This is a genomic window from Veillonella absiana, from assembly GCF_032970865.1.
GTDB classification, from domain to species: Bacteria; Bacillota; Negativicutes; order Veillonellales; family Veillonellaceae; genus Veillonella; species Veillonella absiana.
On the sequence record NZ_JAWJZB010000009.1, the window covers coordinates 35242 to 57365 of the forward strand.

Annotated in this window: 24 protein-coding genes; all 24 read right to left on the minus strand. The window is 40.0% G+C overall.

Features of this window, described 5'->3' with window-relative positions:
* Window positions 1–36: 36 nt before the first annotated feature.
* Window positions 37–723 (minus strand): YggS family pyridoxal phosphate-dependent enzyme, encoded by a 687-nt coding sequence (locus RVY80_RS08030; protein WP_317330183.1) that lies wholly within the window; start codon window positions 721–723, stop codon window positions 37–39.
* A gap of 223 nt (window positions 724–946) precedes the next feature.
* Entirely contained in the window at window positions 947–1927 is a 981-nt protein-coding gene (locus tag RVY80_RS08035; protein WP_295190009.1) for a polyphenol oxidase family protein, read from the minus strand.
* 51 nt (window positions 1928–1978) lie between these two features.
* On the minus strand, window positions 1979–3706 hold the full coding sequence (locus RVY80_RS08040; protein ID WP_295193698.1) for a radical SAM protein: 1728 nt from the start codon (window positions 3704–3706) through the stop codon (window positions 1979–1981).
* Between the two features lie 271 nt (window positions 3707–3977).
* Window positions 3978–4985: a ketol-acid reductoisomerase gene (gene ilvC, locus RVY80_RS08045; RefSeq protein WP_295190014.1), complete on the minus strand. Its 1008-nt coding sequence runs from the start codon at window positions 4983–4985 to the stop codon at window positions 3978–3980.
* A 219-nt stretch (window positions 4986–5204) separates the two neighbouring features.
* Window positions 5205–6131: an ABC transporter ATP-binding protein gene (locus RVY80_RS08050; protein ID WP_317330184.1), complete on the minus strand. Its 927-nt coding sequence runs from the start codon at window positions 6129–6131 to the stop codon at window positions 5205–5207.
* 33 nt (window positions 6132–6164) lie between these two features.
* On the minus strand, window positions 6165–6653 hold the full coding sequence (gene ilvN / locus RVY80_RS08055) for an acetolactate synthase small subunit (RefSeq protein ID WP_295193695.1): 489 nt from the start codon (window positions 6651–6653) through the stop codon (window positions 6165–6167).
* A complete protein-coding gene (gene ilvB, locus RVY80_RS08060) occupies window positions 6646–8364 on the minus strand; it encodes a biosynthetic-type acetolactate synthase large subunit (protein WP_317330185.1) in 1719 nt (572 codons plus the stop codon). Before ilvB ends, ilvN begins: the two co-directional genes overlap by 8 nt.
* A 94-nt stretch (window positions 8365–8458) precedes the next feature.
* Window positions 8459–9676: a threonine ammonia-lyase gene (gene ilvA / locus RVY80_RS08065; protein ID WP_310746312.1), complete on the minus strand. Its 1218-nt coding sequence runs from the start codon at window positions 9674–9676 to the stop codon at window positions 8459–8461.
* A gap of 14 nt (window positions 9677–9690) precedes the next feature.
* Complete coding sequence (gene ilvD, locus RVY80_RS08070) at window positions 9691–11361, minus strand: dihydroxy-acid dehydratase (protein ID WP_317330188.1); 1671 nt, start codon at window positions 11359–11361, stop codon at window positions 9691–9693.
* A gap of 418 nt (window positions 11362–11779) precedes the next feature.
* Complete coding sequence (locus RVY80_RS08075) at window positions 11780–12220, minus strand: cupin domain-containing protein (protein WP_295190026.1); 441 nt, start codon at window positions 12218–12220, stop codon at window positions 11780–11782.
* A 12-nt stretch (window positions 12221–12232) separates the two neighbouring features.
* Entirely contained in the window at window positions 12233–12544 is a 312-nt protein-coding gene (locus tag RVY80_RS08080; protein WP_317330189.1) for a heavy-metal-associated domain-containing protein, read from the minus strand.
* Window positions 12545–12558: 14 nt separating this feature from the next.
* On the minus strand, window positions 12559–12801 hold the full coding sequence (tatA, locus tag RVY80_RS08085; RefSeq protein ID WP_295190032.1) for a twin-arginine translocase TatA/TatE family subunit: 243 nt from the start codon (window positions 12799–12801) through the stop codon (window positions 12559–12561).
* A 141-nt stretch (window positions 12802–12942) separates the two neighbouring features.
* Complete coding sequence (gene pgl, locus RVY80_RS08090; RefSeq protein WP_317330192.1) at window positions 12943–13692, minus strand: 6-phosphogluconolactonase; 750 nt, start codon at window positions 13690–13692, stop codon at window positions 12943–12945.
* Between the two features lie 182 nt (window positions 13693–13874).
* Window positions 13875–14660 carry a trans-2-decenoyl-ACP isomerase gene (fabM, locus tag RVY80_RS08095; protein ID WP_317330193.1) on the minus strand — a complete coding sequence of 262 codons (786 nt, stop codon included), beginning with the start codon at window positions 14658–14660 and terminating at the stop codon, window positions 13875–13877.
* Window positions 14661–14814: 154 nt separating this feature from the next.
* On the minus strand, window positions 14815–15546 hold the full coding sequence (locus RVY80_RS08100) for a VgrG-related protein (protein ID WP_295190041.1): 732 nt from the start codon (window positions 15544–15546) through the stop codon (window positions 14815–14817).
* A 241-nt stretch (window positions 15547–15787) separates the two neighbouring features.
* On the minus strand, window positions 15788–16219 hold the full coding sequence (locus RVY80_RS08105) for a hypothetical protein (RefSeq protein ID WP_317330194.1): 432 nt from the start codon (window positions 16217–16219) through the stop codon (window positions 15788–15790).
* A gap of 178 nt (window positions 16220–16397) precedes the next feature.
* Window positions 16398–16586: a hypothetical protein gene (locus RVY80_RS08110; RefSeq protein WP_295187724.1), complete on the minus strand. Its 189-nt coding sequence runs from the start codon at window positions 16584–16586 to the stop codon at window positions 16398–16400.
* A 14-nt stretch (window positions 16587–16600) separates the two neighbouring features.
* On the minus strand, window positions 16601–16828 hold the full coding sequence (locus RVY80_RS08115) for a hypothetical protein (RefSeq protein ID WP_317330195.1): 228 nt from the start codon (window positions 16826–16828) through the stop codon (window positions 16601–16603).
* 94 nt (window positions 16829–16922) lie between these two features.
* Window positions 16923–17327: a hypothetical protein gene (locus tag RVY80_RS08120; RefSeq protein ID WP_317330196.1), complete on the minus strand. Its 405-nt coding sequence runs from the start codon at window positions 17325–17327 to the stop codon at window positions 16923–16925.
* 483 nt (window positions 17328–17810) lie between these two features.
* Window positions 17811–18203: a 30S ribosomal protein S9 gene (gene rpsI / locus RVY80_RS08125; RefSeq protein ID WP_295187718.1), complete on the minus strand. Its 393-nt coding sequence runs from the start codon at window positions 18201–18203 to the stop codon at window positions 17811–17813.
* Between the two features lie 22 nt (window positions 18204–18225).
* Window positions 18226–18666 (minus strand): 50S ribosomal protein L13, encoded by a 441-nt coding sequence (gene rplM / locus RVY80_RS08130; RefSeq protein WP_295187715.1) that lies wholly within the window; start codon window positions 18664–18666, stop codon window positions 18226–18228.
* A gap of 236 nt (window positions 18667–18902) precedes the next feature.
* Window positions 18903–19280, minus strand: coding sequence for a P-II family nitrogen regulator (locus tag RVY80_RS08135; RefSeq protein ID WP_295187713.1), 378 nt, complete (start codon window positions 19278–19280; stop codon window positions 18903–18905).
* Between the two features lie 158 nt (window positions 19281–19438).
* A complete protein-coding gene (locus RVY80_RS08140; RefSeq protein WP_295193764.1) occupies window positions 19439–20668 on the minus strand; it encodes an ammonium transporter in 1230 nt (409 codons plus the stop codon).
* A 325-nt stretch (window positions 20669–20993) separates the two neighbouring features.
* Window positions 20994–21920 (minus strand): LysR family transcriptional regulator, encoded by a 927-nt coding sequence (locus RVY80_RS08145; protein ID WP_295187707.1) that lies wholly within the window; start codon window positions 21918–21920, stop codon window positions 20994–20996.
* Window positions 21921–22124 lie beyond the last annotated feature (204 nt).

Sequence of the window (22124 nt, forward strand, 5' to 3'; positions counted from 1 at the left end):
TTGTGTCCTTCACAATGGTGAAAGTACAAAACGTTACTAGTTATATACGCGCTCACCAAAAATAGCAGTTCCTACGCGTACAATATTGGCACCCTCTTCAAGGGCTACTTCAAAATCATGTGTCATGCCCATAGACAAATACTTAATTTGCCCGTTTGGGTAAAAGCGCTTCATATCTTCATACAAAGCATTGGCTACTTTAAAAATTGGTCGTGCATCCTCTGGATTATCATAAAATGGGGCCATGCACATTAATCCTCTCACTCTTACATGGGGTAATGTACTAGCAAAGTCCCGTACTTCAGGAAACTCTTCAACAGATAATCCTGATTTACTTTCCTCTCGCGCCACATTAACCTGGAGCAAAACATCTTGCACCTTGTCATGTTTCACAGCCACTTTTTCGATTTCCTCTAACAATTTTCGACTATCCACGGAATGTATTAAGTCAAACATAGGAACAGCTTGACGTACCTTATTGACCTGTAAATGACCAATCAAATGCCACACGAGCTGTGGACCATTATATGTTAATTGTTTTTCTTTCGCTTCTTGCACGCGATTTTCGCCTACATGTGTTACGCCTAATCGAGCTACCTCTTCGACAGCCGATACAGGATGATTCTTAGTAACTGCCACGAGCAGAGCACTATCTACACGTCCTGCGCGTCTCATAGCATCCGCCATTCGTTGCTGTACTAAATGCAGGGATTCTTCAATCATAATGTAACCTCCTCACAATAGTTAAGGATGTTCCTATTCATTTTGCTACTCCTCAGACATGAAGTCAAAAGAATGTATAGCTAAAATATTCTATAGGCTAGTATATTATATAATATTTATTCTCGAATGTATACAAAAACACTCTAAAAATGCCGAATTTTCGCCATTTTTTGCGATATTTTTTTGCATTTTTTCTGAAAGTCCTAAAAAACGTATTTATGTTCTATTTTATCATTCCGAACATAGCCATTCGACCTGTTTTCCCGGCCTCGCGGCGATAGGAAAAACAATGTTCATCTACCATACTATCAGTGCCACCAATCGTAATGTTATCATTAGGCACACCCAATTGTACTAAATCTGCTCGAATAAATTCCCACAGATTTACATGTGGTGTCTCTACCTCTGCACCAGGGCGTTTGATATACCGAACAATAGGTGCCGATGAGCCCCTCGTCAATAATACGTCCATTGACGATTCCGTAGATTCCGTAAATTCTGTAGATTCTGTAGGTTCCGTAGATTTTGTAGATTTTGTATTATCAGCGTGTTCATCTTCATTCAAGGGCTTAACAATCACTTCATAGGATTTTACAAATCGGTCCGCTAATTCCTGATTCACCTCAAAGGATTCAGGTCCAATGCTAGGGCCTAAAAATACAATACAATCCTCTGGTTTTGTACCATAAGCCTTTGTCATTGCCTGTATGGTAATGACTGGCAAATGACCAATAGCACCTTTCCATCCCGCATGTACTACAGCAACTGCTTGTTGTGCGGTATCATAAATTCCAACTGCCACACAGTCTGCGGTAAACAATAATAACGGAACGTTCGGGATATTTGTAAATATGGCATCACAATCGTTAATAGCGGTGCTTTCACCGAAGGCGCCAGCACCAATAAAGTCTTCTGTAATTTGGACAGCATTAAGACCATGCACTTGATTGCCACAGGTCATGCGCGCGGGATTCACATGTAAATAGCTGGCCAATAGCGCGCGATTTTTCACCACATCATCCGGATTATCTCCTACATGAAAGGCCAAATTTAATGATGCGCACGGCTCCTTAGACACGCCGCCCTCGCGATAAGTTGAACCCATCACAACTGGATATCGATCAAACTGTGTAGGTGACTCGAATTGCCAAGGTTCTGACAACTGGGATGTCACCGAAATGATTGTTTTATATTCTGTGCTCATATTGTCACCTTTCTAATGTACCGCTACTATTACTGTAGCAATTATCTACATTTATTTACATACTCCACAGCGTTTACATCCGGCCATACAAGGACTCGTATAGGCCTCGTCTACCGAACGATACCATTCTTGTTCCAAATAATTTTCGGACAAGCCCATATCGAGTATGCTCCATGGCAATACCTCTTTGAAATCATGTTCGCGATAATTAAATTCGTCCATATCAAGGCCCGCAGCCTTCATTTCTGCTTTGAAAGATTTACTACCACGATCAAGAGCACACGCTGCAAGAACGGCCCCAAGGCGACGATCGCCACGAGCGAGAACACCTTGAATATACGCCTCTTTAGGGGACTCGATGAGCACCTCGATACGTCGATTTTTCTGCAATGATTTCTTGATATATTGGAGTTTACGATCTACTTCCTTTTGATGGTTCATACCCATCCATTGGAATGGCGTAAATGGTTTTGGAATGAAAGGATTGATGCTCAATGTCAAACGACCTTTACAGCCTACCTCTGCCATATAAGCTTGCGTACGTTCCGCCATCCCCACAATTGCTTCGATATCCTCATCCGTTTCCGTCGGTAACCCAATCATAATGTACAAACGCATATGTTGAATACCTGATTTGGCAGACAAGGTAGCTGCGGTCTGTAAATTTTCCTCGCTAATCCCCTTGTTGATAACACGACGCAAACGTTCACTACCCGTTTCAGGGGCAATGGTAATTGTTTTTTGTCCGCTGTCGGCTAAGCCATCCACCACCTCTTGGGTGAGCGAATCGGCGCGTAGAGATGCACAGGAATAGCGCATATCTTTGGATCGAATATATTTAACCAGCTCATCGATTTCAGGATAATCAGAAATAGCTGCCCCCATGAGGCCCACCTTTTTGCCGAGCGCCTCTGCACGGTCTACACCGGCTTTCAAAATATCAAGATCACGCACACGAGGCACGCGATAACAATATCCGGCCATGCAGAATCGACAATGACGCCCACAACCGCGCGCCACCTCAACGATATACATAGCACCGAACTCGGTAAAATCAGTGGCTACTACCGTTTCACCAGCCTTGGTGAGAGCGCCAAAATGACGTTTAACCGTCGCTGGTACGCCCGCTGCAATGTCATAGCCTGTGAAAGTACCATTTTCATCAAACAATGGCGTATACAGGGATGGCACATAAACACCAGCTAATTGGCTCAAGTTAAAGAGGATTTCATGACGTTCTAGTCCCTCAAATTTTCCATCACGAATCACCGCAAGGAGATCTGTAATAATCCCTTCCCCTTCACCGACAATGCAAGCATCCACAAAATCAGCAAACGGTTCTGGATTAAACGTCGCACAAGGGCCCCCAGCGATAACGATAGGGTCAAACTCTGTGCGATCGCAACTCATCACAGGCACACGGCCATGGCGAAGCATTAATGGCATATTAAAATAGTCCATCTCAAAGGTCATATCGAAGGCTACGACGTCGAATTGATCCATCGACCGTTGCGTTTCCACACTCATCAAATGAGTCTTCGTTTTCTCGTATGCTTCGAGTTCCTTTTTCTCAGGCAGGAAAATACGCTCGCACACGCAAGACGGATGCGCATTAATTTCCTCATAAATAATGTGCAAACCCAAATTACTCATGCCCACAAAATACGTATTTGGATATACGATAGCCACACGTTGCTGCGCATGAGGGTTGATGGTAATGCGACTGGATTCATTAGTATGTAGTTGTTGTAAGCGGTCGATTAAATCTTGCCTATTCACGCCTTCACCTCTTCTCTAAAAGATAATTATACCACAAATTTTTGATAAATTTCGATATAGTGTGGATGGACTGTTGCACAATAGAGCTTCTGCTTCTTTATCTCGTTCATTTTATTCCCCATCCATCACTCGTCGTGATGGATGGATATAAAATGAATGGACCAAAGAAGCAGAACCTCCATGCCACAAGATAGTGCATCAAACGCAAAAATACCCTGAACCGCCAAGGACGATTCAGGGTACCTATGTGTGATGTTAATTCTCTAAAGAATTATTTCAACCAGCTCATTAAGCCGCGCAATTCAGAACCAACTTTTTCAATGCCGTGTTCTGCTGCTGCTTCGCGGTTCTTTTTCAAGAATGGTTGGCCAGCTTTGGAGTCAGCCAAGAATTCATCAGCGAATTCACCAGATTGAATACGACGAAGAATTTCTTCCATTGCTTTTTTAGTATCCGCAGTGATTACGCGAGGACCAGCATAGTAGTCACCGTATTCAGCTGTGTTGGAGATGGAATGACGCATTTTACCGAAACCACCTTCGTAGATCAAGTCTACGATCAATTTCATTTCATGCAAGCATTCGAAGTAAGCGTTAACTGGTTCATAACCAGCTTCTGTTAATACTTCAAAACCAGTTTTGATCAACTCAGTTACACCGCCACAAAGAACAGCTTGTTCACCGAACAAATCAGTTTCTGTTTCGGATTTGAAGTTAGTTTCCAAAATACCGGAACGGCCACCGCCTACACCAGATGCCCATGCCAATGCTACTTCTTCAGTATCACCAGATGGATCTTTTTCTACTGCGTACAAGCAAGGAACGCCAGAACCTTCTTGGTATGTACGACGAACTAAATGGCCAGGACCTTTTGGCGCTACCATGAATACGTTAACGTCTTCACGAGGTACGATTTTGCCAAAGTGGATGTTAAAACCATGAGCAAATGCAAGGTATGCACCTTGTTTCAAGTTTGGTGCAATGTCAGCTGCATACACATCAGCTTGTAATTCGTCTGGAATCAATACCATAACGATGTCAGCATCTTTAACAGCTTCTGCAGTTTCTTTTACTGGAAGACCTTGTTCTTCAGCTTTAGCCCAACGATTGGAACCTTTACGAAGACCAATTGTAACATCAAAACCATTTTCTTTTAAATTCAATGCATGAGCATGACCTTGAGAGCCAAAACCCAATACAGTAATTTTTTTGCCTTCCAATTTGCTCAAATTACAATCCGCATCATAATAAACTGTAGTGCCTAAAATTTTACCTGCCATAATAGATAAACCTCCAAATTTCTCTCATATTCCATTCGAATACATAATATATTTACTTTACACAATCTTACTCATAAAAGCAAGCTGTAAAATACAATTGTATCGTTACAATATACATTGTAACTTCATAAGTTCCTAGTGTATATGCACTCTAATCACAGACTACTTATACCTAGTATTCATAGGGTATATGCACAAATTCAATGCATAGAGTTCGAACTACCGAACAATCACCCAAGGCCGATCACGTTCCCATACAACGTGAACAGGCATATCAAATAAATCACTAAGAATCTCATCGGTGAGTATATCTTCTTTTTTACCTTGGTATGCCATCTCACCATCTCGTAGTAACGCTACATGCGTAATAGATGGCATAATTTCTTCAATTTGATGAGATACATAAATATATGGAGTATTATGCTCTACACCAAGAGATTCCACTGTATGTAAAAAACTTTCACGAGCTGGCAAATCGAGACCAGAACATGGTTCATCAAGGATGAGCAAATCTGGTTCACTCATAATAGCTCGGGCCAACAATGTACGTCGTTGTTCCCCTTGTGAAAGTGTACGAAAATGATGATTTCCTAAATGGGTTATCTGGAATTTTCCCATCAAATCCTGTGCTTTTCTTCGAACTTCTGGTTCTACTACTTGATAAATACCTATAGTATTATAGCGACCAGAAATAACCACGTCCTCTACCGTTTGTTTATTCAATGTAGATTGAAATTGACTCAATGTAGAGCTTACAAAGCCAAGACGATTTTTAATTTTAACCCACGCGTATTTACCAAATTCGTGGCCAAATACACGTAATATACCCGTTGTTGGGATTTGATAGGCTGGAATCATACTGAGCATAGTCGATTTTCCAGCCCCATTTAGGCCTAATAAAGCCCAATTTTCACCACGTTTCACATGCCAGTTGACACCCTTTAAAATAGGGCGACCATCACGGCGAAACGTAATCTTCTCATAGTGAAGAATCTCATTATCTACATCAATAGTATTACTAGCAATACCCGTTGCGGTAGCGCTACTAGTAATGCCTATTTCGGTATCACTACTAGTAATGCCCGTTGCGGTAGCGCTACTATTAATGCCTGTTTCGCTAGCATTAGCAGTGTTTTCTGCTGTCATAATATCACCAGACTTTTCTGTATTGTACGGCACTTAAATTTTTTCACCCCGGCTCATTGCGGTAATACCAGTTTTTGCCATTTCCAAAATACCATACGTTTCCATAATGTCTGCGAATCCTCGAAGTTTTTCTACGCTTCCGATTACTTCAATAATCATGGAATTAGGCGAAATATCTAGTACATTACCACGGAAAACATCTGCAATTTGTACGATCTGAGATCGTGTAGTTGCCGTAGCTTTCACCTTGATAAGCATTAATTCGCGACACACCACATCTGATTCTGGGAGTACCTTTACTTTCACTACATCGATGATTTTGTAAATTTGTTTTTGAATTTGATCTAACGATGTATCATCGGCATCAACAGTCAATGTCAACCGAGCATAACCTGGTTTATTAGTTACCCCTGATGTCATTTTAGACACATTAAAGCCACGACGGTTAAAGAGTGCCAAAATACGAGTACCAATACCGCTTGTATTTTTCGCTATAATTAGCACTTGATGTTCCTTATTCATTCTCAAGCACCCCTTTCAAGCCCATCATATTTTTCACTGGTTCACCAGCTGGAATCATTGGGAATACATTTGTTTCTCGGCTAACTCGACAATCAATAACCACACCTGTATCAGATTGAATCAAGTCCTTGAATTGTGCATCAAATTCAGCTTGTGTATCTAGACGTACAGCTGGTAGATCATAAGCCTCTGCAATTTTGATGAAATTAGGGCTCACCTCTAAATCAACGAAGGAGTAACGTCGGTCATTAAAAATTTCTTGCCACTGACGAACCATGCCAAGGAACGCATTATTCACAATGAGGATTTTCACAGGCAAATTATATTGTTTCATCATCATCAATTCTTCCATGGTCATTTGGAAACCACCGTCGCCTACTACGAGTATAACTTGGCGTTTCGCTTGGCCCACCTGCGCGCCCATTGCTGCAGGCACACCATACCCCATGGTACCAGCACCACCAGAGGATAAAATTGTATTTGGATGATTATATGTTAAATATTGCGCGGCCCACATTTGATGTTGTCCCACGTCAGTTACAATGATGGCATCTTCGTTAGCATACTCGTTCAATTTTGAAAGTACGTATTGTGGCATCATAGTAGTGCCATCGCCTTCAGGAACCACCGTTGGATATTCGGATTTCCATTCAGCGATTTGGGCCAACCATTTATCGTGATCTGCTGGCTCAATAAAAGCATTAATTTCCGTCAATACTTGTTTCAAATCGCCTACGATAGGAATATTTATAGTTACATTTTTATCAATTTCTGCAGGATCGATATCAATATGAATAATTTTTGCTTTTGGGCAGAAATGATCTACATCACCAGTGATACGATCATCAAAACGAATACCTGCAGCGATTACCAAGTCAGCCTCTTCGGTAGCAAAGTTAGCAGCTACTGTGCCATGCATCCCCAGCATCCCCAAAGATAATTCGTGGTCCCCTGGGAATGAACTCAAACCAAGCAATGTATTAGTAACAGGAATATTCACTGTTTCTGCCAATGTTTTGAGCTCCGCCATAGCATTGGATTTCAACACACCTGCGCCAGCAATAATCAAAGGTTTCTTTGCAGATTTAATCATGGATACTGCTTTTTTAATTTGACCTTGATGACCTTTGTAGGTTGGATCATAGCCTTCCAAAGAGACAGGAGCCTCAAACAACTTGTTAAACTCACTCATCGTAAGCGATTGACATTGTATATTTTTAGGAATATCTACCAATACAGGACCTGGGCGGCCAGAACCAGCAATATAATAAGCCTCTTTCAATACATGTGGCAAGTCACGAATATCTTGTACAAGATAGTTGTGTTTTGTAATCGGCATAGTAATACCAGAAATGTCTGCTTCTTGGAATGAATCTTTACCGATTAATCCAGTGCCCACCTGGCCAGTGATAGCTAGCATTGGTACAGAATCCATATGAGCTGTATAAATACCAGTCACAAGATTGGTAGCACCAGGACCAGATGTGGCCAAGCAGACGCCCACTTTGCCAGTAGCACGAGCATACCCATCAGCTGCATGTGCGGCGCCTTGTTCGTGACGAACAAAATAGTGTTTGATTTCAGGAAAACTGTAAATTTCATCAAAAATTGGTATTACTGCACCACCTGGATAACCGAACATATCGGTTACCCCAAGGCGATGCAAGGTTTCAAGAACAATACGTGCGCCCTTAATCATTTCCCCACTCATATATGTCCTTTCTCTTTTCTAAATTAATATGCTACTTTCGCATGTTATATGTATTTATGTGTACTGTTTACGATATGTACTGTGTATTCAACACTTAACCTAAACTACTAGAATTTAAGCGTGTAATTTTATACCCACATTTTTCAAATTCTTCCGTGATTTTACGGATATGATCTTCCCCATTTGTTTCAACCGTTACTTGCAATTCTACTTCATGGAAACGGTCGAGGTTTTTGAATTGATTATGGTCTAGCTTGATTACATTTGCATCTTCTCGCGCTAATAACTCAGATACAGCCACCAATTGCCCTGGTTTATCTGGCAAATTAACAGAGAATGTGAATATACGTCCACGTACGATGAGACCTTTATTAATCATAGATGAAATCGTAAGTACATCAATATTACCGCCACTTAAAATAGATACTACCTTTTTACCACGGCATTTCAATTTTTTGAGTCCTGCTAGTGAAAGTATTCCGGCATTTTCCGCCACTAATTTATGTTTTTCCACAAGAAGTAAGAAGGATTCCATCAATTCATAGTCAGACACGGTAACTACTTCATCAACATATTCTTTAATATAGTCCAATGTAAGACTACCGATGGTACGGACGGCTGTACCGTCTGCAATAGTAGCCACCTCAGCCAATGGTACTGGATGATCCGCCTTGAGTCCCGCCAAGGCACTAGCTGCGCCTTCTGGCTCTACACCAATGACTTTAATTTGTGGATTTTTCAATTTCGCAGCTGCAGCGATACCAGCTACAAGACCACCACCACCGACTGGTACTAATAATACATCCGCATCAGGTAATTCTTCTAACACTTCAAGAGCAATGGTACCTTGGCCTTCAATGACATCTTCATCATCGAAAGGATGTACAAGGACATAGCCTTTTTCTTTTTGTAAATCTACAGCTTTTTGATATGCTTCGTCATAGATTTCACCATGCAATACAACCTCTGCACCATATTGTTTTGTTGCTTTTACCTTGATGAGCGGTGTATGTTTTGGCATCGCAATGACAGCTTTAATACCAAGGCGTTTTGCTGCGAGGGCTACCCCTTGCGCATGATTGCCCGCAGAGGCTGCAATTACACCACGTTCTTTTTCTTCATTAGATAATTTAGAAATCTTATTATACGCACCGCGTACTTTGAAAGAACCAGTAATTTGCAAATTTTCTGGTTTAATATAGACGTCATTGCCACATTCTTGGGAAAACACATCACTATGGATTAATTTTGTTTTCACCGTTACAGTAGATAAACGTTCACGGGCTTCCATAAAATCATATAACTTATGCATACGACACCTTCCCATTAGTCTTCTAAAATTTCGATGGCACCTTGTGCTGCGGAGGATACATGTAATGCATATTTCTTCAAATATCCTGTTATAGTGCTCTTGAATGGAGGCAATGCAGCTTTACGTTTTGCAATCTCTTCATCAGACAACGCCACTTCTAATTTGCCCTTAGGAATATCGATATTGATGATATCGCCATCTTGAACCACTGCAATAGTACCACCTTGAGCGGCTTCTGGAGATACGTGACCAATGGAAGCACCACGTGTAGCACCAGAGAAACGTCCATCAGTAATCAACGCTACGTCTTTACCAAGACCCATGCCAGTGATAACGGATGTTGGTGTTAACATTTCGCGCATACCAGGACCACCTTTAGGACCTTCGTAGCGGATAACCACAACGTCACCTTTTACAATTTTACCAGCCATGATAGCATCAACTGCATCTTCTTCATTGTTGAATACTTTGGCAGGACCAGAGTGAACTTGCATTTCTGGATCAACGGCGCCAGCTTTTACAACAGAGCCGTCCTCTGCTAGGTTACCTTTCAATACGGCAATACCACCAGTTTCATGAACTGGATTGTCCCAAGGATGGATAACATCTTCGTCAACGACCACAGCTGCCGCAGTGATTTCACCTTGTGTTTTCAATGCCACTGTTTGTGCATCTGTGTGTAGGCGACCATTTTCAGCCAAACGTTTCATTACTGCAGATACACCACCTGCTGCATACAAGTCTTCAATGAAGTATATGCCAGATGGAGACAATTTAGATAGTTGAGGTGTCTTAGCTGCGATAGCATCAAAATCATCTAATGTTAAGGACACGCCTGCCTCATGAGCAATGGCTGGTAAATGAAGCGCTGTATTAGAAGAACCACCCAACGCCATATCTACTGCCACTGCATTTTCGAAGGCTTCGCGAGTCATTACATCTTTTGGTTTCAATCCCGCTTTCAATACCGCTACAGCTTGCATACCAGCGAGCTTAGCCAAACGTAAACGTTCGGAATATACAGCTGGGATAGTGCCATTACCTGGAAGCCCCATGCCCAATGCCTCTGTTAAGCAGTTCATTGTGTTGGCTGTGTACATACCAGAGCAAGAACCACATGTTGGACACGCATTATTTTCAATGACGTTCAATTCAGCGTCGTCCATTTCGCCAGTTTGGTGTTTACCAACTGCTTCGAATACGTCTGATAGGCCGATTTTTTTGCCTTTATGCACGCCTGCTAGCATGGCACCACCACTAACGAATACGGATGGAATGTTCAAACGAGCAGCAGCAATTAACATACCAGGTACAACTTTATCACAGTTAGGGATGAACACCATTGCGTCGAATGGTGTTGCCATAGCTGTGGCTTCGATGGAATCAGCAATGATATTACGAGTTACCAAAGAGTATTTCATGCCGATATGATTCATTGCTAGGCCATCACAAATACCGATTGTGTTAAACTCGATTGGCACGCCACCAGCATTACGAATACCGTCTTTTACGGCTTGTACGACATTTTTTAAATGTACGTGACCAGGAATGATTTCATTAAAGGAATTCGCAATACCAATAATAGGTCTACCCATTTCCTCATCAACAAAACCAAGTGCTTTCAATAATGATCTGTGTGGTGCTCGAGTGACCCCTTGAGTCAAATTTTCACTACGTGTACTCATGATAATCTCCTTATCTCATAGTGCTTTCACTACATCACCTAATGTAATGAGGCACTTACTAACAAAAAAAAGACGACTCCATAGAATCGTCTTAAAAGTTTGCAATAGTATAATTGTTCTTTACAGGTTCCTTTGTAAAAGCAAGCTAATACACCCTTGGGTTTATATATAAAACAAAGAACTAATAAAATATAAGAACTTGTTGATTGTATATTAAGCCATTCGCGGAACTTCTAAGACAGCATGTGTTAAGTTGTTGTTCATAATTCGAATGTTTTTAATAATCACGACCAGCGCGATAACCAACAAGCTAATAAGTAACATGCGTCCTCCTAAAAAAATCTGTAAATGATGTTCTTATCTTAACACGTTATAGAAGACTATGCAAGAGAAACATTCGTCCATTCTACAGAGATTTTTAGTTTTCTAAAAATTCCTTTATTTTTGGATTTTCCTGTAATTGTTGTAATTCTTCGTCAGTGAGCAATTTTACCTTATCTCTGTCTTGGTTTACAAGACATAAAAATCCGATATAATCACCTTTATTGGCTCGGAATTGGTGGATAGTATTACTAGGGATTTCAACAAAATCCCCTACTTTCACATCATGAATGGCATCGCCTAAGAGCATCTGCCCCTTACCGCGGAATATCATTACCATATGAGTATGTTCATGGTATTCCAGTGTAGAGTATCCACCAGGTTTACATTCAAAATAGCGAAATTGACAGGGAATGTCAAAGGCACCATCAAATAATACTTGTCTCGTTACATCTTTAAAGGGACTGCCATCTTGTTTATAGACTAGCGTATTTACGCCCTCCCAAGTAAAATTCTCTTCATCGAACTTACGAATCATTGCCTATACTTCCTATTTGAATAAACGTTTCAAACCGCCAAGTAAACCACCAGATGTATGGCTATGTTCAGCATCACGAACGCCTTCTACTTCAAAACCAGTTGCTTCAATAGCCTTTGTAATTGTACCCACATCTACTTTAGCAGGGTCAAAACTAATAACTGCATCTTTTTCAGGCAAATCTACTTCGCTGCTCATTACACCAGGTAAACCAATTGTGGCACCTTCTACAGAGGCCTTACAATTACCGCACATCATAGCTGGCACACGGAATACTTTTGTTACATTGCCGTTATTTTCTCCACATCCGCAATCTTTACACATAAAAATACCTCCTATTATTTGTCTGCCTCTTTGTGTTTGTCATCATTTTTAGAGCCTACTTCTACATCAATAGTAGTCGCTTCTTTTACGACTTCTTTTGCTTCGTCAACAGCTTGCTTGCCCCCGCCGACAGCACCTTTGAATTCGTTAATACCCTTACCAAGCGCTTTACCAATATCAGGTAATTTACCAGGGCCAAACACAACAAGGGCGATGATCAAGATTAAAATTAATTCAGGTGTACCAAAATTAAACATAAGGGTCTCCTTGTGTATACATCATAGTCACTACCACTCGTAGTGAGGTTTCCTAATTCTAGTGTACATCATGTAATTGAAACTTACTAACATTTTTTACATAACTACACAATTCCAAACTAAAGAATACAAATACTAATCTTACTTTTTATAGGCTGCATCATCTACATACCAGGTGATGGTAGCTTGTGAAAGTACCGCCCCAGGAAGCACTCGGCCGATTCTTTCATCCCAAGGTGTATCTTCATAATCCCACCGTTGATTAATCACCTTAGATAAAGCAGACCGTTTTGCATCACCTACCACTGTAAACCAAACAGTTTCTGTTTTTGCCAAAAATTGGAACGTCATAGTAATACGTTCCCACACCTTGCCATCCTCAACCGGCACCACCTCATGATTGAGTTCACGAAGAGCATGAGAACCTGCGAACAAGCCCGCTGTATGTCCATCACTACCTAAATCAAGAATAACTAAATCCATGGCTGTTTTTTGGCAACGTTTCAATACGGTACGGACTTCTTTTTCGTAATTTTCTGCCGCCTCTAATACAGTTTTTCCATTTGTATCAATAGGCAGGAAATGAGCTGCACCACGAACCTTACATAATAAGGTCGGTTTCAAGCTGGAAAAATAATTATCCGGGTTGGATTGTGGCACAAACCGTTCATCAGTCCACAAAAAGAAAATATGTTCCCAATCAACAGAATCTATATTATCGTTGTTATTCAAAACCTCTAATAATGCATTAATGGCAGTACCACCAGTAATCCCTACAATACAATGTCCCGTATCGTGAATATACTTATTCGTTACTGCTATAAAATCCTTGGCCATTTCCTCTGTCACTGTTTCGATAGTAGGGAAATGTTTTATAATATCTTGAGCCATTACGCAGCCCCTCCTCTTATGTGACCTACCGTCACCATATCATGTATTATATACGTTTTACACACAATAGAAAAGAGGGGGAGTATAGCAAAAAAAGATACTGGCTATAGCGTATTGTAACACCCGCCGCCACCACCAGTATCCATTATCGTATTATTGTATGAGTAAATTTTCCAAAAGGATTAACCGAATTTAGGGCGTCTACGTTCTGCATAAGCACGTACGCCTTCTTTAAAGTCCTCAGAGAATCCTAAGGAGGCTTGCAATTGAACCTCTAATTCTGCATATTCTTCCCAACCAGCAAAGAAACTAGCCCACATCATTTCCTTCATTGCCTTGTAAGATAACTCTGGCCCTTTTGCCAAACGTGTAACCAAACGGTCTGTTTGCTTTTCTAAAGCTTCTGGTTCTACCACCTTGTAAACAAAGCCATATTCTTTTGCTTTATCAGCAGGTACAGCTTCACCAGTCATGGCTAATTGCATAGCCCGGTTAATCCCTACAGAACGAGTCAATAGGAACATCCCTCCTGCATCAGGTGCCAACCCTACATTAACGAAGGCTTGAATGAATCGACTATTCGTAGATGCAATGCACAAATCTGCAGCAAGAACCATATTAAATGCAGCCCCTGCTACCGCACCATTAGTGCTGATAACAACTGGTTTTGACATGCGCTTCATGGCAAAAGAAATCTTCATCACCAATTCAGCAATTTCAACTAAAGATTGTTGATCATTTTCTTCAACAGCACGTTTCATCTCTTGTAGGTCACCGCCTACAGAGAACACTTTGCCTACTGCATTAATCAATAGTACACGTACATTTGAATCGGCTTCTGCTGCTTCAATGACACTAAGGATTTCATTACACATAGTAACATTAAAACCATTCGACACATCCGGACGGTTAAAAGTTAATGTGCCTATACCATTAGCGACATTGTATAAAATTGTTGTTAAATTCATATATATCTCCATATTCTTTCTAATGCTTGCATTCGATAGTATCAGCCTAGATAATTTAGAAACGTTACCTAGTATACATTTAGCAAAACTCGTATCGATATTTTTCGATTGCACTTCTATTATAGAGAATTTTAGATGTAATGTAAAATACTTTCTACCATATATTTCGCTCTTTGTACTCTCCATCTAGCGCCAATAATGCATCATACCGTTCCCAACGGAATCGCTCATTTAAGCTTTCACAATAAGGACCATGATTCCATTCATAGCTAGAACATACCGTATACACCGCATCAATGAGGTCCCAATCAAACCGAATATGATCCACATAAGATAAATTAGGATACATATTAGGTACCGTCATAGGCATAAATGCCAGCGCCTCTTGAAATAGATCAACAATCCAATACGGTCCATAATGAACGGACCGGGACCACACTACATCAGCTAATACATCTGTATGACGTTCCATATAAAATAAATCACGTCGCAATAAATCTACGGCTACATCGTAATATTCTTTCTTAATAAATCCATGCTGTAATCGGAAAAACAAGTCCTTGTATTGATGTGCATAAGTGCGCCATACATCATCAAATGCCAAACTACCAATACATTCTGTGCCTAAGCAATGCCCCATATTACGTGTAATCATGCGCGCCTCATCAGATAACGTAACACCATTCTCATCGGACAGCGTGACACTATTCTCACCAGATATCGAAACACTAGTATCCTTTAAATACTGAATAAATCGCTCCACCGTTCCCGCTCGACTAGAAAACTGATAGCATCCATAGGATTTCCCTCCCCAATCGAGTTCATTGTCAGAAATAGCACCTACATCACCATTACTTTCATATCTTGCCGATAAATCACCTAACATAATGACCTCCTTATAGAAAAAACAACACTGTATCTATTAAGGTATATTCATAGTTGGTGAAAGCGACAAAAAAATCTCATCTATTATAAGCATAGACTAATTTAGATAAGTATCTAACATTAGAGTTCAAATAATAGATGAGATTCTTAATTTATTAATAATATGGCTCCGCATCTGTAATTTCTTTATTAGCCAGAAAACTACGTATAGCGCCACTCGGCCCATTAGTTAAGGAAGAAATTTATTTTGGTATTGGTACTGCATCGGGTTTAAAGGATGGTGCATCACCAGCTGGTGCCCCTGGCGTAAATTGCCGGACGGAGAATGTGTTTCCCTCCTTATCCACTTCAATAGTTTCCATTTCTTCTCGGTATTTATTAGACCGATTGCCACCTCCACCGGGAGGTGGTGTCACTTTACTAGGTGCAACGGATTTGGTAAATACACTCCCGCCTCCACCACCTCGTTTTTTAGGTTTCACGGCCCCTTGACCTGGGGTAAATGTACGCACACCATTAACCTCCACTGGTTGTGATGTAGGCGTTGGCCCCCACAAGGAAAACACAATCAACCCCATAGCGATACCTAGCATGACTATGGCTAATCCAAAGAAAAATTTCATCCCCGATGTCATATAGGTATCCCCCTTCCCAATGGTTCCATTATAGTCCACATTAATACATCCCCAACTATTACACAAAACTCAACACTTATACACACTTTACTTAGTCATATTATTATACATCATTTAACACTTTAATTCATATTAATATTTTTGGATATAAAAGACTTCTACTATATTAAAACTCATTATTTTTTACTAATACACACTCACTTAAATTAAGTGGCTACTAAATAACAGATACACTGTCAGTTTTAGACGTACCTTTCGAGTCTTTGGGCGGTATCGTTACAGGAACAACGATACTATGCCACAAGCGTTGTATTGAGTTTTTACCATCAATGCGAAGAGATTTTACCATAGAGAGGAATTTTTCATAATCAAGAATACCATCAACTGGCTGTTCTACATTTATCATAAGAAGATAATACCCTATCTGATCATTCCCTGCATTTCCTCTATAATACATCCCAATATATCTTTTTCCCCGACATCAGTTGTTTTAGTAGTATACGTATATCCAGTGGCGTCATCTTGAATTAGCCAATTATAATTCTCTAACTTTCGCTTATAATGTGGCCTGCGATCCCTATGAGTAGTGCCGATATCATAAAAAAGTTCTTGCTCTGATTTAATCTTTTCCTCTTCACTGATTTCCATCGTTTTGTAACTTGGTTTTTGTGGGCCATAGGCAGAAATTATCAGGGAACTTTGATCATTCGTAAATTTCCCCTCCCTATTGAGTGTACGCGCGTTATAATAGCCTTTGTTGTTTGACCCCCAATGGATTAATATCCATATAAGCCGTTGGCACATCCATATAAATATGGTCTTGTAACACTATTCGAGTAGAAGGATATGGTACCACAAACTCCTCATTCATAAAGGAGAGTGATGGTAATACACTATTAAATAATAACTTTTGATTCTCAACTGACTCAGCTGTATTACCTAATAAAGAAACAACCATTACCATATCCGATTTGTTAGCTGGAACCCCTATAACCTCAGTTACTTCATCATTCGTTACATGCCCTGCAAACAGATTCTTTGGTAACTTACTTGGATCGGGTTGATGTACACTTCGAGTCCAATAACTAGCTTTAAAATTAGGCATAAAAAATATATCCCCTTCAGTAATAGGACTCTCTTTTTTCAAACTGGTTTCTAACTTTTTTTTGAAATCTTCTGTATCTTCTTATTATCAAAATAAATTTCACCATTATGATTTGATAAATGTTGATTTTTTTCCAACACCCCATAGTCAAGAACTAGCTGTCGCTCCTTACCATGATTTGTATCCACTAACCGTAAATTATAATAATCTCCAAAATGTACAATTTTATGGGCCTGCTTTCCATCTGGCTTAGTCACTGAAAAATCAGTTTTATTGGCATGTAGACAGCCTCTTTGATATCACCAGCATATGTCATAGAAATACCATTTTCACGATTAAAAATATATACATGTTCTAGTGGCCCTGTCATTCCTTCTGGAAATTTAACTCGAAGTAATGGCAACGAGTAGGTAACTTGTAGGCAACTTGTAGGCAACCTCAAAAATTTTGTACTAAATTCAGCCTCACTAAACAAAAAGAAACCCCATGAACACTGAGTCCACGGGGTTTGTATTTTTGTTGTTCTTAACGTTTGGAGAACTGGGAAGCTTTACGAGCTTTTTTAAGACCGTATTTTTTACGTTCTTTCATACGTGGGTCACGAGTCAAGAAGCCAGCTTTTTTCAAAGATTGACGAAGTTCGCCATCTACGTCCAATAACGCACGGGAGATACCGTGACGAATTGCACCAGCTTGACCGGATGGGCCACCACCAGCTACAGTTGCGATTACATCGTATTGTTCAACTGTGTTAGTTAAGTTTAAAGGTTGTTTTACGATCAATTCCAAAGTTTGGCGACCGAAATATTCACCTAGTTCGCGTTTGTTTACAGTGATTTTACCTGTACCCGGTACCAGACGAACTCTGGCAACGGAAGATTTTCTACGACCTGTACCGTAGTATTGTGCTACTGCCATTTATATGTTCCTCCTCCCGGAATTAACGAATATCCAATTCCAAAACTTCTGGTTTTTGAGCTGCATGTGGATGTTCAGGACCAACATATACGTTCAATTTACGGTATTGTTGTGCGCCCAATTTATTTTTTGGAAGCATGCCTTTAACAGCCATTTCCACAACGCGTTCAGGGTGTTTTTCTAACATAACCCCCAATTTAACGAATGTGGATCCACCTGGATAACCAGAATGACGGAAATAAATTTTTTGATCCAATTTTTTGCCAGTAACGCGGATTTTTTCTGCGTTTACAACAATCACATGGTCACCAGTATCAACGTGTGGTGTGAAAGTTGGTTTATTTTTGCCCCGAAGAACTTTAGCAACTTCGGCAGCAAGGCGTCCTAAAGTTTTACCTTCAGCGTCAACAACATACCATTTCCGTTCGATTGTGTTCGGATTGGCCATAAATGTAGTTTTCATGCTGCATTTCCTCCTAATAACGACTTATATCTACCAAAATCAGCTTTACCCGTCTGCTTCCGGGGCTAATGGAAACATGACAAAAGCCTACTCAAAATAGTATACAGATTTGAGCAGGCTATGTCAAGAAAATTTACAGATTCTTTTCACGTTTCATGTATGATAGATTCACTCTACTACATATTGTAATATTTATGTTATTTTACCACAAATATCCTCTATTGTCCCGAAAATTGTTACTCTTCACCTTCTACAATCTCGTCATCCGTTACTGCTTTTGTGCCTGTTGTACCAGTACGAATACGCATCGCATCTTCTACATCATAAACAAAAATTTTACCATCACCGAGCTTACCAGTGGACAAAACTTCTCGTGCTTTTTCCATTACCAATTGTACCGGTACGTCACACACAACAGTTTCTACTTTCACCATCGGTTTCAAATTAATTGTGACCTCACGGCCGCGATAAAATTCTACGTGTCCTTTTTGCAATCCACAACCATATACTTGTGTTACTGTCATACCTTGTACGCCAATACTATTCAAGGCTTCTTTTAAATCTTCTAATTTTTCGGATCGAGCAATAATGTCTACCCGTTTCATTCTACTCATAGGAACCTCCAGGTGTTCAACACCAATTATCTATTCTAAGTACTATTCTATTATAATTTATACTTTCACCCCATATACGAATTATGTGAAAGTAATGTAGATGCTATAGTAGTCATCACGACTACTGTATCTACTCCCCATATATTATATATATTATTTTATAAGGAGGATTGATTGTAACCACTTTCACCATGTTCGCTAATATCGATACCCATAGTTTCAGCATTTTTATCAAGGCGCATTTCCATAACAGCACTCAATACCTTATAGATAATGAACGTCCCCACAACAGCCAATGCATAGGCCACTACAATAGAAATCAATTGTGCTACGAACAAATCTGTTTCGCCATAGAGCAAACCATTAGCGCCCGCCTCATTAATTTCAGTTGTAGCCCAGATACCTGTAGCGATAGCGCCCCATGTACCACCAATACCGTGGATACCGAAAGCATCCAAAGAATCATCATAGCCAAGTTTATTTTTCAATACTGCTACAGCAAAGTAACAAATAACGCCACCGATAACACCAATCCAAAAAGATCCAAGTGGAGTTACAAAGCCAGCCGCTGGTGTAATAGCTACTAGGCCAGCGACACACCCAGATGCAGCACCAAACACTGTTGGTTTACCATGATGCATCCATTCCACTACTACCCATGCTACCATAGCCGCTGCAGGCGCCAATAGCGTTGTAATCAATGCATTAGCTGCCAATTGACCTACCCCAAGGGCAGAGCCTGCATTAAAGCCAAACCAGCCAAACCACAAGATGCTAGCACCAAGAATTGTCATAGGCATATGATGTGGCAACATCGGGATGCGACCATAGCCTTGACGTTTGCCCAAAAGTAAGCAAAGTGTTAATGCAGATACACCAGATAAAATATGAATTACAAGACCACCGGCAAAATCAAGAGCACCTAATTCTGCAAGGAATCCACCACCCCATACCCAGTGTGCCATCGGATTGTAAATACAGATAGCCCAAATGAGGGAGAATAGTGCATAGGCACCAAATTTCATACGACCTGGTACAGCACCACTAATCAAAGAAGGGGTAATAATAGCAAACATCGCTTGGAATGCCACAAATGCCATTTCAGGAATGCCCGTGTCTTCCATTACGGCTGTTCCCACACCTTCTAATCCCAATTTATTTAAACCACCAATAAGACCAGATATATCATCGCCAAAAGCCATAGTGTAACCGAGTAAACAAAATTCAACGCCAATAAGCCCCATTAAAAAGAAACTTTGCATGATAGTGCCGAGAACATTTTTACTTCGAGCCATACCACCATAGAAAAACGCTAACCCTGGGGTCATAAAAAATACTAATGTCGCGCATAGTAGAACCCATGCTGTATTACCTGTATCAATTCCCATATCTTTCTCTCCATTCAATAAAAAAGACGCCTTGTTAGTTTCATAACCCGAAGGTTATGAAACTAACAAGACGTCATTGTCTTCAAATAATTTTATATATGAGATCTCTATGGAACTATCATACGCCAGTATTTTTTATCTGTCAATAAAATTCTATAGATTTTTTTATTTTAACTTTACTCATCCTAACACATGTTACTGACACAACAGTAATCAGCATATCTACACCAAAATAAGCGCAAAATTGGCGCCCCCTATCGGTGCGCCAATAATGCTTAATAGTAAGTTCTATTCAATGGTTAAAAATGGGTAAGCTAAGCACACATTAATAATGTGCTTCTTGTACTACATAATCCATAAAGGTTTGCATAGTTTCCCACTTAGTACTGTTCTTTTTAAAAGCAAAACAAACTTGCAACCGAAGTGGTTTTTCTAATTCTAAATATCCATGATTGACTTCCATAGATTCCAAGAATGGTTTTGCCACAACACAACCCGCTTCATTTTTATTACAGTAATCTACCATAGTATATGGATTAGATAAACGACTGCCTTGGAATGCCGCATTTTGAGATCCTTCACCTAAATAGGATTTCAAAGTACGATTCATGAAATACTTAGGTGGATACATAACAAGTGGATTTGCTAACATCGCTTCTACAGAGATAGGTTCTTTAGAATCCCCAATCAATTTAGGCGCATAGTAAACAAAACTATCTTCACGGATGCCGATAGATTCATACATACTCATATCTTTATTATTTGGCAAATAAAGAATACTCATATCAATACGATTTTCACGCAAATCCAAAAGAACTTCTTCTTCTTCCATGTCAAAAATGCTCACAGAAAACTCTGGGTGATTTTTGTAAAAGTGTGCAACATAACCATTAACACGGACGTCACCAAAACTACGTAACACGCCAATATTCAATACCGGGCGTTCCACTTTACTAGTTAGACGAATGGATTGTACTGCACGTTCTAAGGTTTCAAGAACATGTTCCGCTTCTGGTAAAAACAATTCGCCTTCTCTTGTTAGACGACTGCCACGAGTAGATCGAGCAATCAATTTCACACCCACCAAGCGTTCTAATTTTTTCATTTGCGCACTGAACGCGGACTGCGTAATGTTCATGGATTGTGCTGCCAAAGTAAAACTACCCATTTTGTTATAGGTAATAAAACTTTGCAACTCCTGCATTGTAGGTAATTCTTTCATAGCATCATTCCCCATTTCTAAAAGTCTCAAAACTATAGCCTCTAAAACACTCACAAACTACTGAAAGCACACGTATATCGACACTATAGTTATAGGTAATCCTATTATATATCCACAGACATTCATTTCAATATATTATCTATAGAAACACTTGTACTATCAGAATTATTTATATGCTTATTGTATCATATGAAGTGCTACATTTAAATATAATTCACTATACTTATTCCTATG